The following is a 12691-nucleotide window of genomic DNA, read 5'->3' as shown; positions in this document are numbered from 1 at the left end:
TCAGCACTCCAGGACCAGGGCTTCGCGTGCTGCCTGCTCAGCACAGAGAAGGCATCCGCGGAACGCAGCTTCAGCCCGGCACCGTGCGTCATAGTGTCGCCGGGCTTCAGCGAGGGCGGGGACTGCTCACTGCTGCGGACGCCCCACAGATCGGCCAGGCAACCGCCGTTGCCGCAGATGCCCGAGCCGAGGACGTCACCGAGGCGGACGACTGTGCCCCCCGAGGCGCGCCGGCTCGGAGCGGTGCGCCGCCGACGTCGTTGAACGACTCCTTGGTGACCACTTCGTTCATGGGGTTCGTGGTGCCCCAGTGGTTGGAGACCTCTGGTTTCGAAAGGTCGTAGGCGTGCGGGTGCCAGGTGTCCTCGTCCAGCAGCGCCAAGTCCGTAGGTGAAGGAGTTGTCGCCCGCCATGTGGCGTCCCGGGCACCAGATCATCTGGAAGCCGGCCCGGACCACGCGGCCGGAGCCGCGAATGTACTCGCCGATGCCACGCAGCTCGAAGGAGACGTGGTGCAGGGAGGTATGCGGGCCCTTGGCGATGGCTACGGAGTCGTGCTGGTTGCTGATCCACCAGACCGGGCGCGGCAACGCGTTCAGCGGATGCCCGATTTTCGGGAAGCTGACGAGATGAAGGGGAAGCTCAAGTAGGCACTATGCGACCAGGTTCTGGGTGCCGACCACCGAGATCAGGTCCAGCTTGGCGGCGGCCCCGGTGCCCGGCTCGGCCGAGTAGACGAGGATGTACAGGTCACTCTCCTCCAGCCGCAGCAGGTCGCAGTCCAGCGTCAGCAAGCCCACCTGCGGATGCTCGACCGTCTTGTGCCAGGCCTCGAGCCGTCCCACGACACCCGCGTCCCACAGCTCGGCGAACCGCTCGCTGTTGGTATGCAACTTCACGATCAGGCGCCCTAGTTGGCGGTCCGCCGGGTACCGGCAGGCAGTCCTTCGCAGCTGGGAGACCATGCCGACCTCGCAGGCACTCCGTTCCTCGGGCGTATGCCGCACCCGGGTCGGCACACCCATGAAGTTGCGCCACGCGTCGTTGCGTTCCAGGCCGCGCAGGCCGGACGGGTCGCCCATCAGCGCCGCGTACATCGAGTTGGCCAGCAGCAGCGTCATGGCCGCGTCGCAGACCGCGACAGGCGCGTCGACGAGCCGATCCAGCAGCCGCTGGACGCTGGGCGTGATGTGCCCGGGCACCATGTCAGGACCGGGCGGAATCATCCCCGCCAGCCCGAACAGGTATGCCCGCTCGTCCCCCGACAGCCGCAGCGCACGGGCAAGTGCCTCCACGACCTGCCCGGAGGGATTGGCCGCCCGGCCCTGTTCGAGGCGCGTGACGTAGTCGACCGAGATCCCGGCCAGCAGGGCCAGTTCCTCGCGCCGCAGACCGGCCGCGCGCCGGTGTCCACCGGAGGGCAGCCCCACCGCCTCCGGGGCAACCCGGTCGCGCCAGCGCCGCAGCGCCTGTCCGAGTTCCGTCGCCGTCATGTTCCCCAGTGAACACCGCCGGCCCCGCATGTGCCTGGTACTCGCAGTCCCAGGAAGAAGGGTCTCCTGGCTGATCGTGCCGCCGCGCCGCAGGCTGGACTCATGACGACAACACTGATCACCGGAGCCAACAAAGGCATCGGCCACGAGACCGCCCGCCAACTCATCGCCGCAGGCCACACGGTCTATGTGGGTGCCCGCGACGCCGAGCGCGGCCGCCGGGCCGCCGAGCAGCTGGGGGCACGGTTCGTCCTCCTCGACGTCACCGACGACGCCACGGTCGAGGCCGCAGCCAAGACCATCGGGGCCGACGGCGGCCTAGACGTCCTGATCAACAACGCCGGAATCGCGAGCAGGGCCGACGCCCACAGTGTGCCCACCGCCGCGACCCTGACCGCCGACCAGATGCGGAACACCTTCGAGACGAACGTCTTCGGCGTCGTCCGCGTCACCCACGCCTTCCTGCCCCTGCTGCAGCGCTCGGCCGCACCGGTCGTGGTCAACGTCACCGGCGGCCTCGCCTCGCTGACCAACCTCTCCGACCCCGAGCACCCCACGCACTTCTACCCGGGCGTCGCCTACCCGGCGTCCAAGACCGCGGTCAACATGCTCACCGTGCAGTACGCGAAGGCGTTCCCGGACATGCGGATCAACTCCGTCGAGCCCGGCTTCATCAAGACGGACCTCAACGACAACACGGGCACGCAGACCGTCGAACAGGGCGCCGCGATCATCGTCCGCATGGCGCAGATCGGTCCCGACGGCCCGACCGGGGGCTACTTCGACGCCGACGGTCCGCTGCCCTGGTGAGCTGAGGGTCAACTCCCGGGCACTGGCCAGCAGTCCGTCCAGGACGACGGCCCGGCGCAGGTGCCGGTTCCGCAGGTGTTCGGCGGTGAACCCGATCCCGCCCAGCACATGCCTCGCAGTGCCAGGCCGCGGTCAGCGCCGTCTGACCGGCCGCCGCTTACGCCAGCAGCAACGATCTACACCACGGGGCCCGCATTCTCTCATCGGCGAGCGCGAGGTTGGTCCTGCCTGCGCTGATCGGCCCGGAGATGGCGATGACGGCTCCTTTCCAGCAACCTCAGCGTCAACTCACGCCACGTGTCCACCGAGAGGGGGATAATTCATGCACGCCCGGCCGTGTTCGCATCTAGGATTTCGGCGCGTCGTTGGTGTGGTAGATCTTGCTGACAATGGTCCACGTGCCATCGACCTTCAAAAGATTGAAGTAGTCGGTGAAGCACAGGCCGGAGACATCGTTGGTGTCAACACGCGCGTTGGCCGCAGTGCCGGTCACGTTGATGTAGGCGATCACGGCGCGGCCTTCCGGCGAGGGACGGAAATCCGTGTCGATCCCCTGGTAGAGGCCCGTGATCGCACCGCCGGAGAGCTTGCCGTTCTCGACGCCGAAGATCGTCGCCTCTTCGGCGAACGCGGGTTTCATGATCGAGCTGTCGGCTTTGGCGACGCCTTGATTGTACTTTTCCAGTACTTCGGTGATGGCGATGTGGTCAGCGACATAGGTCGGTTTCGACATGTTGTGTCTCCAGTCTGAGGTTGCGGTGCACTTACGCCGAGTGGGTTGAGACGTGGGTCAGGTTGTGTCGGCGGCCACGCGGTCGCGACCCGCGCTACGCCTGTCCCGGTTGTTGAGCCACCAGCCCATCGACAGCTGGGGTACCTGCCAGTTCACGGCCGGGCGGCGCCGCAGGGTCCTGGCGTCATGGCGTGGCGAACACTTGGGAGTCGTCGGCGAACGCCTTGAACTCCAGGGCGTTGCCGGCCGGGTCGAGCAGGAACATCGTCCACTGCTCGCCGGTTTCGCCTGCGAAGCGCACGTAGGGCTCGATGACGAAGTCGGTGTCCGCGGCGCGCAGCCGGTCGGCGAGGGTGTGGAAGGCGTCGATGGTCAGGATCAGCCCGAAGTGCGGTACGGGGACGTCGTGGCCGTCGACCGGGTTGTGTATCTGTTCGGTGCGGGTCGGGGCGAGGTGGGTGACGAACTGGTGGCCGTGCAGGTTCCAGTCCACCCAGGTGTCGGCGCTGCGGCCCTGTGCCAGGCCGAGCGTCTCGCCGTAGAAGCGGCGGGCGGCGTCCAGGTTGTCGACCGGGACGGCGAGGTGGAAGCGGGGGATGGGGGAGGCGAGACCGGACATGGGCCTGGTGTTCCTTCCGTGCGGCGTGGGGTGCCTGGCGCTTACCAGTTCTGACGGGTGGGGGAAATGATCAGGTCGTTGACGGTGACGTCGGCGGGCTGGTCGAGGGCGTAGACCACGGCATCGGCGACGCTTTGCGGGCTGATGGCGATGGCGTTCAGTTCCTGGGCCGCCTTTCGGCCGGCGGGGTCGGTGACCTTGTCGGCCCAGCCGGTGTCGATGACGCCGGGGCTGATGGTGGAGGCCTTGATGCCTTCGCGGACGCCGAGTTCCCTGCGCATGGATTCGGTCATGGCCTGGACGAAGAACTTGGTGGAGCTGTAGACACCGGCGCCGTCTCCGACCTGGTGGCCGGCGATCGAGTCCATGTTGAGGATGTGGCCGGACTTCTGGCGGAGCATCACGGGCAGTGCGGCGTGGACGCCGTTGAGGTAGCCGCGGATGTTCACGTCGATCATCCGGTTCCAGTCGTCGATCGCGCCGTCCTTCCAGAAGGAGAACAGCATCAGGCCGGCGTTGTTGACCAGGACGTCGATCCTGCCGAACCGCTCGACAGCGAAGTCGGCCAGTGCCTGCATGTCGGCGGCGTCGGTGACGTCGGTGAGCCGTGCGGTGGCGGTGCCGCCGGCCTTCTCGATGTCGGTGACCAGCTGGTCGAGGTCTTCCTGGCCGCGGGCGGCGGCGACGATCGTGGCGCCGCGGGCGGCGAGGGCCTTGGCGCTGACGGCGCCGATGCCGGAAGAGGCGCCGGTGATGACGACGACCTGGTCCTGAAGGTGGTTCATGGGGATCTCCCGGTGCGGTGGTTCAGCGCGCCTTTCCTGGTGGGGGCAGGGCGGCGGAGGCTGTACGGGGTGGGGAGGTCAGCGTTTGCGGCGCTTGACGACGTAGGCGTACTGGTCGGGCCAGGTCGGCTCGGCGCCGAGCGCGAGCGCGGCGTGCTGGGCCCAGTAGGGGTTGCGGAGCAGTTCGCGGCCGAGGAAGACGGCGTCGGCCTGCCCGCCTGTGATGATGTCCTCGGCCTGCTGCGGCTCGGTGATGATGCCGACGGCGGCGGTGGGGATGCCGGCCTGGTTGCGGGCCTGGTCCGCGAAGGGCACCTGGTAGTTCGGCCCGGCGACGATCTTCGCGTCGCGGACCATGCCGCCGGTGGACACGTCCACCAGGTCAACGCCGTGGGCGTGGAGTTCCTTGGCGAGGCGGACGGTGTCCTCCCCAGTCCAGCCCTCGCGCTCGTCCTCCGGGTTCTCGGTCAGCCAGTCGGTGGCCGAGGTGCGGAAGAACACCGGCAGGTCCTCGGGCCACACCGCGCGGACCGCGTCGACAATCTCCAGGGCGAAGCGGATCCGGTTCTCGAAGCTGCCACCGTAGGCGTCGGTGCGGTGGTTGGAGGCCGGAGAGAGGAAGGAGTTGATCAGGTAGCCGTGGGCGCCGTGCACCTCGACCACCTGGAACCCGGCGGCCAGCGCGCGCCGCGCGGCGTCCGCGAAGTCACGTACGAGCTGCCTGATCTCGTCCACGGTCAGCTCGTGCGGGACGGCCAGTCCGTCGTAGGCGATCGGGCTGGGGGCGACGGGCTGCCAGCCGTTCTCGTCCTCGTTCAGGTAGCGGTCGGACAGCCAGGGCTTGTCCACCGATGCCTTGCGGCCGGCGTGGGCCAGTTGGATGGCAGGGACGGCGCCGTGGGCCTTGATGGCCTCGGTGATGCGGGTGAACGCCTCCTGCTGGCGGTCGTTCCACAGGCCCAGGTCCCAGGGGCTGATGCGCCCGTCGGGCCGGACGCCGGTGGCCTCGGCCATCACCAGACCGGCGCCGCCGGCGGCACGGGAGGCCAGGTGGGTGAGGTGGAAGTCGGTCGGCACCCCGGTCTTCTCGCCTTCTGGGGCGGCGGAGTACATGCACATCGGGGACATCCACACCCGGTTGGGTATCGACAGGGAACGCAGGGTGAGGGGGGTGAACAGGGAACTCATGTGGGGGGTGCTTCTTTCGTGGTCGGTGATCGGTGTCGTCACACGGGGCGGCTGCCGCCCGGTGTCAGGCGATGATCGTGTGGAGGCCCGCGAGGGCGGCGGCGTAGGCCGCTTCGAGGACCGTGGTGGCTTGGTGGGCGGTGGTGCCCTCGGCCGGATCGAAGGTGGCGTACCAGCTGAGGAAGGCGCCGCCGGTGTCGGCGACGGGCTGGACGTGCAGCGTCGAGCGGTAGCCGCGGACCGGCAGCGGCGCCTCGACGATCTCGTAACTCAGCTTCCGGGCGGTGTCGTCCAGGTCCACGAGCCGTTCCCGGTAGACGCTGCCGTCCACCCCGGTGAGGACCCGGATCGCACCGGGGGTGAGACCGTCGCCGCCGCCGGTGATCTCGCTCGCCCGGATGGCCGGGTGCCAGTCGGGCAGGCCGTTGAACTGCCGGACGACGGCCCAGGTCTGGTCTGCGGAGCTGGTGAAGACTGAGCCCCAGTACGCCTGTGCCATCAGGCGGGCAGACGGGTGTCGAGGACGAAGTTGGTCTCGATGAGCTGGCCGGGGAAGAACAGCGACGCGACGCCGATGGTGCTGCTGGTGGGGCGGTGGTCGCCGAAGTAGGCCAGGTTGGCGGCCGCCATCGCGTTGTTGTACTTCGGCAGGTCCACGATGTACTGGGTCTCGGAGACAACCTGGTTGCGGGTGGCGCCGTAGTGGGCGAGGACCTTCTCGAAGTTGGCGAAGACCTGCGCGCTCTGGGCGTCGAAGTCGCCCGGGTGGAGGAAGTTGCCCTCGTCGTCGTGGGAGAGCTGGCCCGAGACGTAGATCGTGTGGTCGACCTTGATGGCCTGGGCGAAGCCGAACTCGCGCTCGCCGGAGACGCCGTGGCTGTAGGAATCGATCACGGTCATGGTGCTTGTCCTTCTCTGGTGGGTGATGCGGGGGTGGGTGGGAGCGCCGGGCTCAGGCGAGGCGGGCGACCGCGTCTGCGACGGGGGTGGCGCCGGAGGTCAGCTCGACGATGACGCGGCTGAGGGCGGGCTCGTGCAGGGCGGCGTCGATGAACGCGGCGACATCGTCGCGGTGCACGTCGCCGTACTCGACGGCGGGCCCCGCGGTGACCCGGCCCCTGCCGGGGGTGTCCAGCAGGGTTCCGGGACGCACGATCAGCCAGTCGAGATCGGTGCGCGCCAGGTACACGTCGGCGCTCTTCTTGACCTTGATGTAGTGCTCGAAGCCCTCACCGCCCTCGCCGCCACGCAGGGCGTCGGGGAAGACCGAGACCAGGACGAACCGTGTCACCCCGGCGGCGGCAGCCGCGTCGGCTGCCTTCTCCAGGCCCCTGCCGTCGATGAGCGTGGTCTTGTCCATGCCGGTTCCGTGGGCGCCGGCCGAGAACACCACCGCGTCGTGCCCGGCGAGCTTGCCCGCGAGCTCTTCCACGGAGTCGGCGATCAGGTCGCCGGTCACCGGCGTCGCACCGGTCGCGCGAATCGTGTCGGCCTGGGCCGGGCTGCGGTGCATGCCGGTCACCTCGTCACCGCGCTCGGACAGCAGGCCGGCGAGCCTCCTGCCGACACCTCCGGCGGCACCGATCTGGAACACCTTCATGGAAATCGCCTCTCTCCTGGCCGGACCATCATTCACCTCGATTGTCCCAATGTTGACATTGCGACAACGTCAAAATGTTAACATCGCTACATGGAGAAGATGCAACTCACAGGAGATCGCGTGGTGGCCCCCGCCCGCCGTCGCGGACTGGCCGACGAGGTCGCCGACCGGATCCGGGAGGCGATCTTCAGCGGTGCATACGCCCCCGGGGCACCGCTGCGTGAGGTCGAACTCTCCGGCGTGCTGCAGGTCAGCAGGGGTCCGGTGCGTGAGGCTCTGCGCGTACTGGAGCGCGAGGGGCTTGTGCACTGCGCCTGGCACCGCGGCACCGTGGTCACGACGCTGTCCGCCGAGGATGTCGCCGAGCTCGACAGCCTGCGCGGCGCGCTGGAGGACCTCGCCGTCCAGCAGGTCATCACGCACGCCTCGGAGGAGGACCTCGCCGCCATCGAGAAGGCGGCCGTCGTGATGGATCGCACGACGGACCCGCACGCCATGGTCCGCCTGGACATCGCCTTCCACGACGCCGTGTTCGCCGCCACCGGCCACCAGCGTCTCGGCGCGGCCTGGGAGACCATCCGCTGCCAGGTCCACCTGTTCCTGCTGACCCGCATCGGTCTCAGCACCGAGGGCTACCTCGGCTGCATCCCCCAGGAGCACCACGCACTGGCCGCCGCTCTACGCGCCCGCGACCCCCAGGCCGCCCTCCCTCTCTTCGCCGCCCACCGCCGCCACGCGGTGGACGTCGTCACCGGCACTTCGAGCCACCCGGCCTGACGACCGGTCGGCCGGAATCTACCGCGGTGGGCGGGGATACCGGACAGGGGCCGTGCCAGCCCTTGCTGACCTCCTGGCCCCGGGACAGGCGCCCTGTCGGCGGTCGCAGCCGACGCGGAAGTTGTCGCGATCGAAGTCGTCGTTCGTGCGGCGCCGGCGGATGAGGTTGCCCGGTCTGCCGCAACTCGGACGACCGGGGCATGGGCTTCATCCCGCAGCCCGAGCGATGGGTGGTCCAGCAGGGAGCTTCCAGGCCCTTCAGGTCGTACATGTTGGCAACAAATAGCGACCAAGCGCATTCAAACGGTCGGCGCGAACAAACATCACACGCCACCTCAGGGCCACGGTCATGGGGACCCGCCATCCACGGTGCCGATTGCGGTGTCGACCGTGTGCTCCAGTTGCGCCCGGAGGACAGGACAGTCCCGGATGGGGTCCTTGCGGGGGCAAGTGAGCAGGTGTTCGAGCACTTGTTCCGATTCGCGGAGCCGCTGTATCTGGTGTTGCATCTCGCGCATGGACTCGGCGATGACCAGCCTGCCGGCGGTCTGGTCGCCGGTCTGATTTCCGGAGATCGCGGTGGCGGTCTCCGCCAGGCTCATCATGCCGTCCTGGTGCAGCAACTGGATGAGTGCGAGCCGGTACAGCTCGTCGCGGCCGTAGGCACGGACGGTCCCGCGTCTACCGGCTGGACGTAGCAGGCCGATCTGGTCGTAGTAGCGCAACGCGGATACGGCGGTGCCGAAGTACCGCGCCACCTCGCTGATCGAGTAGCGCATGGCCACCATGATTGCAGGTTGCGCTCAAGCCGACTTGAGCGGGCACGCTGGTCGCAACATGATCGAAGAGGAGGACATCGTGGAACGGTACGAGGTAGTGGTCGTCGGCGCCGGGCCGGTGGGGCTGTCGACCGCGTTGTTCCTGGCGGATCGGGGCGTCCGGGTGCTGGTGCTGGACAAGAAGGACCCGCTCAGTGGTCCGCCGCGCGCCAACACGAGTATGCGTACGTTGGAGCTGTTCCGGGCGAACGGGTTGGGGCCGGTGCTGGATCGAGTGTGCTGGGATGGTCCGCTGCCGCTGCGGTCGATGTTCAAGGACAGCGCGGTGGGCGCCGTACAGAATCGGGCAGGCATGCCGGACCGCTACGCGGATCGGCTGGCCACGTGCAGTCCGGTCGGCAGCAGCCGCATGATGACGCAGTACGAGGTGCAGCGAATGGCGTTGGAGGAGTTGCGACGCCTTGGTGGGCAGATCCGGTTCGGCGTCGAGTTCGTCGGCCTCGCCGCCGATGCCGAAGAGGTGCGTGTCCAGGTGGTCGATGCCGACACCGGGCGCGAGCACCAGGTGGTCAGTAGCTACCTCGTCGGGGCAGACGGCTCCCACAGCCGCGTGCGGAATCTGCTCGGGATCGGCGTGCCCGACCGGCAGGTCGCCGCCCGGCTGAACACCGCCTTCTTCCGCGCCGACCTGCGCCGCCTGCTGCCGGAGTCCGCTACGGACTTCTGTTTCGTTCGCAACGAACAGGTCTACTGCACGCTGCTCGCGAAAAGCGCGGCAGGGGACCACTGGTCCTCTCACATCATGGATTACCCCGGTAAGCCCGCCGAGCTCGTCCAGTTGTCGCCGCAGAAGACCCTGAGCCTGCTGCGCGCCGCGATCGGCGACGACACAGTGCCGATCGACCTGATCGAGTGCAACGCGTGGGAGGCCGCTTTCGGCATCGCCTCGCAGCTGCGTCACGGTCGGGTTTTCCTGGCCGGTGACGCCGCCCATGTGCAGAGCTCCGCCGGCGGGCTGGGCATGAACACCGGCATCCAGGACGGGCACAACCTCGCCTGGAAACTCGCCGCGGTACTGCACGGACGAGCCGACGAGACCCTTCTTGACAGCTACGAGCCCGAACGCCGAGCCGCCGCCGAGGCGTCGCTGGCAGTCTCCCAGGGCATGCACCGCGGAGGCCAGGCCCAACAGGACACCACCCAGCTGTACGCGCGACTGGCCGCCGACTACCTGCGCGCGATGATGTTCTACCGCTATGACTCCGGCGCCGTACTCACCGATGCGACCGCGGAGGCCGACGTCCTTGACGACCAGGCGGTACCTGGCTGCCGCCTGCCGCATCGATGGCTCACCAACGGTGACCGCCAACGGTCCACACTCGACATCGTCGGTGCGCAATGGACTCTGCTGGCCGGGCCGAAGGGTGCCGGCTGGCTCACAGCAGATACAGATGGCCTGGACCTGCAAGTACGGCAGATCACGGCGGCCATGGTCGACGGTGACTCCGCCGTGTTCACCGAGATGGCGGGCACCGAGGCAGATGGCGCGTTGCTGGTTCGTCCCGACGGGTTCGTCGCATGGCGATCGTGCAGCCTCGCCGTAGATCCGAGCGACATCGTCCGCTCCGCCGTCCGCACGCTACTCGGATACACCTGAGTGTTCAGCCAGGTGCGTGGCGCGAACAGGATGCGCGGTCCCGGGGCGAGCGGCGAACGGCGAACGGCGAACGGCGAACGGGAACACGCTTGTTGGCAGCGGACCGAGGTGGCGCTTGTCGACGCCGTGGCTCCCGGCGCCCGGCGGATCGCCTCTCATGGTGGCGAAGGCGCCCGCTCCGGTCGCGGCAGATGATCTCCACTCCAGGATGGTTGGCGAGCCAGGCGGCGAAGGTGGCCGCCTCCCGATCCGGAAGGAGGTCGATCGGGGCGTGCGTCTCGCAATCCACCAGCACAGTCTCCAGTCCCGTACTTGTGCCCCTTGCGGGTGGCGAACTCGTCAACACCGAGCGCCCGGGGCATCCCGGCGGGCGGATCAGGCAGCGCCATGACCAGCCCCAACAGCGTGGTCCGGCTGACCGGTGCCGGCAGCCGGGCTGCGAGCCGCTCACCCGCCCGACCGGCCAAAGCCACCGAGATCGCATTCAACAAGCCCCTGATCTGCGGAGTTCGGCGCCCATAACGCACGGTCAGCCCCTCGACCTGTTCGGCGAAGGTCACCCGGACACTCTCCGGCGCATCGCAGAACAGCCGGCGGACGGTCAGCTCCATGGACACCTGCCGCCCGCCGACCGCGCCGTCCGCGAGACGGCGCTGGTACCCGCTGTGCCGTCGCCTCGACGGTACCCCGCAGTCCGGGCACGACGCCGAAGCCGACCCCGGGGTTCTCGCCACAATGCATAACACCCCGCCCTCGGGGCTCACTTCCTCCACCAGCACTCCGCCCAGGTGCGGCAATACCGTCTTCAGCAGCTCCTCACACGCGCCGAGTATCGCTCCACCAGTGACGGAGTGTCGCCGGCGCACGGAAGCATGACCGGCTTCACGGAAATCTTGACTGAGCCAGCGTTCGGCCGTCGTCGAGACAGTCACGATGGAACGCGAGGTCGACCGCGCCAAACTCGTCGATGGATGTCAGTGCGGAAGCTGATGCACTGACATCCATCGCACAGTCCTTTCAGCCAGTCCACGTCATCAGGAAGCGAGTGCAATGGCGCGTAGCCAGCTGCGTGCTCCTCCAAGAGCAAATGAAGAGGCAGGATGAACCGCTGTGAGTCCGGCGGAGGCTCAAAATCACCCCCGTGTCTATCGGGGGGTCGCCGAGCCGGCCGGCACCGGCGGGGGGAGCACCGACTTGGCCGGCACCGGCGGGTGCGCCGGGGCCGCCCCAGCGGTTGTGCCAGAGCCGGCGATGAGGACGAGGCCGACGCTGAGAGCGGCGGTCGCTAGCCCTGCGGCGACCGCGAGCTTCACGCGATGAGTGGTGTTGCGCATGGCATCCTTCCGTAATGTGTTCAGGTGTTCCGAACCGGCCCCAAGGGGACCGGGCCTGTGGTCGCGGTGTGACCGCGAGACCGTCGAACCGTCCTGGAGTGGCCCATCGGTGACGTGGGCCGGGCTCGGCGGTGGTGGGGGGCAAGGGGGTGGTACGTCATGATCGGCGTACCACCGAGTGACGTGGCGTTCCGCATGTCGACGTCGAGATCTGCGCCTTGTTTCAGTTGCCGAGCCGCAGGAGAGAGGCGGCTCGGGTGAATCGGAGGGCGCCGGAAAAGTAGGGTTCTAAATGTTGGACATTTGAACGTCTAGATTGAAGCATGGGAGTGGCCGGTCATGCCAGCGCTCTGTGATGCACCCCACTCCGGCCGCCGCTTCGAGAGATCGACGGCGAGCTGTGGAGTCTGACGCAGGGCGGCCGCGGGCGACCGGCTGCGGGGGGAGGTCCGTGAACGGGAGGGCCGTGAGGCCGAGCCCACGACGGAGATCATCGACGTACCGTCGGTACGGGCGGCCGCAATGGCGCCAGCCGCCTCACTCGGCTACGACGGCAGGAAGAAGGTGCCGGGCCGCAAGTGGCACAGTGACCGACTGCCTCAGCCTGCTCAACCTCGCCACGGTCGCGGCCGCGAACACCGGCGAACGGGACGCCGCTGTGGGCCTGCAATCGCCCAGCATGCCGCGCTCCCACGCCCGTAGGGCGATCTCGACCCGGTTGCCGACCTCGATCTCTTGCTGAGGCACGACGTGTGGTCCTCGGCATGACGACCGCACGACAGGGGCTGCCCGTGCCGAGGACAGCCTCCTAGGGTGTGTATCGAAAGTGGATCATGGGTGGGATGATCTTGGCTTGTGCCACGTGGAGATCTGACCGACGCACAGTGGGCAGTGCTGAAACCGCTGTTGCCCACGG

General features: G+C 68.3%; 13 protein-coding genes and 2 pseudogenes. 3 read left to right on the top strand and 12 right to left on the bottom strand.

All coding sequences use genetic code 11. From position 1 onward, the window contains the following. Nucleotides 1–86: 86 nt before the first annotated feature. The 3 genes and pseudogenes from FDO69_RS42220 to FDO69_RS25025 form a co-directional block, all read right to left on the bottom strand. Nucleotides 87–227: pseudogene (locus tag FDO69_RS42220) on the bottom strand (fumarylacetoacetate hydrolase family protein); the annotation flags it as partial. Between the two features lie 29 nt (nt 228–256). Further along, nucleotides 257–569: pseudogene (locus FDO69_RS42215) on the bottom strand (VOC family protein); the annotation flags it as partial. 84 nt (nt 570–653) lie between these two features. After that, entirely contained in the window at nt 654–1493 is an 840-nt protein-coding gene (locus tag FDO69_RS25025) for a helix-turn-helix transcriptional regulator (RefSeq protein ID WP_104782311.1), read from the bottom strand. A 102-nt stretch (nt 1494–1595) separates the two neighbouring features. Between FDO69_RS25025 and FDO69_RS25020 the strand changes: the two genes are divergently transcribed. Continuing rightward, entirely contained in the window at nt 1596–2303 is a 708-nt protein-coding gene (locus FDO69_RS25020; RefSeq protein WP_104782110.1) for an SDR family oxidoreductase, read from the top strand. A 346-nt stretch (nt 2304–2649) separates the two neighbouring features. On the opposite strand, the gene FDO69_RS25010 is transcribed toward FDO69_RS25020, so the two are convergent. The 7 genes from FDO69_RS25010 to FDO69_RS24980 form a co-directional block, all read right to left on the bottom strand. Further along, nucleotides 2650–3036 (bottom strand): nuclear transport factor 2 family protein, encoded by a 387-nt coding sequence (locus FDO69_RS25010; RefSeq protein ID WP_104782109.1) that lies wholly within the window; start codon nt 3034–3036, stop codon nt 2650–2652. A gap of 184 nt (nt 3037–3220) precedes the next feature. Next, nucleotides 3221–3655, bottom strand: coding sequence for a VOC family protein (locus FDO69_RS25005; protein ID WP_104782108.1), 435 nt, complete (start codon nt 3653–3655; stop codon nt 3221–3223). 41 nt (nt 3656–3696) lie between these two features. Continuing rightward, nucleotides 3697–4440: an SDR family oxidoreductase gene (locus FDO69_RS25000; protein WP_104782107.1), complete on the bottom strand. Its 744-nt coding sequence runs from the start codon at nt 4438–4440 to the stop codon at nt 3697–3699. Nucleotides 4441–4518: 78 nt separating this feature from the next. Continuing rightward, complete coding sequence (locus FDO69_RS24995) at nt 4519–5628, bottom strand: NADH:flavin oxidoreductase/NADH oxidase (RefSeq protein WP_104782106.1); 1110 nt, start codon at nt 5626–5628, stop codon at nt 4519–4521. A 64-nt stretch (nt 5629–5692) separates the two neighbouring features. Beyond that, a complete protein-coding gene (locus FDO69_RS24990; protein WP_104782105.1) occupies nt 5693–6127 on the bottom strand; it encodes an SRPBCC family protein in 435 nt (144 codons plus the stop codon). After that, nucleotides 6127–6528 (bottom strand): RidA family protein, encoded by a 402-nt coding sequence (locus FDO69_RS24985; RefSeq protein WP_104782104.1) that lies wholly within the window; start codon nt 6526–6528, stop codon nt 6127–6129. Before FDO69_RS24985 ends, FDO69_RS24990 begins: the two co-directional genes overlap by 1 nt. Nucleotides 6529–6580: 52 nt before the next feature. Next, entirely contained in the window at nt 6581–7228 is a 648-nt protein-coding gene (locus FDO69_RS24980; RefSeq protein ID WP_104782103.1) for an NAD(P)H-binding protein, read from the bottom strand. A 90-nt stretch (nt 7229–7318) separates the two neighbouring features. On the opposite strand from FDO69_RS24980, the gene FDO69_RS24975 reads away from it, so the two are divergent. Next, nucleotides 7319–8005, top strand: coding sequence for a GntR family transcriptional regulator (locus tag FDO69_RS24975; RefSeq protein ID WP_104782102.1), 687 nt, complete (start codon nt 7319–7321; stop codon nt 8003–8005). Nucleotides 8006–8352: 347 nt separating this feature from the next. On the opposite strand, the gene FDO69_RS24970 is transcribed toward FDO69_RS24975, so the two are convergent. Beyond that, the gene (locus FDO69_RS24970) at nt 8353–8784 is read right to left on the bottom strand and encodes a MerR family transcriptional regulator (protein ID WP_104782310.1); all 432 of its coding nucleotides are present in this window, start codon (nt 8782–8784) and stop codon (nt 8353–8355) included. On the opposite strand from FDO69_RS24970, the gene FDO69_RS24965 reads away from it, so the two are divergent. Next, nucleotides 8783–10441, top strand: a complete 1659-nt coding sequence (locus FDO69_RS24965; protein WP_234388081.1) for an FAD-dependent oxidoreductase — start codon at nt 8783–8785, stop codon at nt 10439–10441. The two genes, FDO69_RS24970 and FDO69_RS24965, sit on opposite strands and share 2 nt — an antisense overlap. Nucleotides 10442–10596: 155 nt before the next feature. On the opposite strand, the gene FDO69_RS24960 is transcribed toward FDO69_RS24965, so the two are convergent. Then, nucleotides 10597–11175: a transposase family protein gene (locus FDO69_RS24960; RefSeq protein WP_234388104.1), complete on the bottom strand. Its 579-nt coding sequence runs from the start codon at nt 11173–11175 to the stop codon at nt 10597–10599. Nucleotides 11176–12691: the final 1516 nt, after the last annotated feature.

It is taken from the genome of Streptomyces tibetensis, assembly GCF_007655005.1.
Classification (GTDB): Bacteria; Actinomycetota; Actinomycetes; order Streptomycetales; family Streptomycetaceae; genus Streptomyces; species Streptomyces tibetensis.
This window is presented reverse-complemented; position numbering and strand designations above follow the sequence as displayed.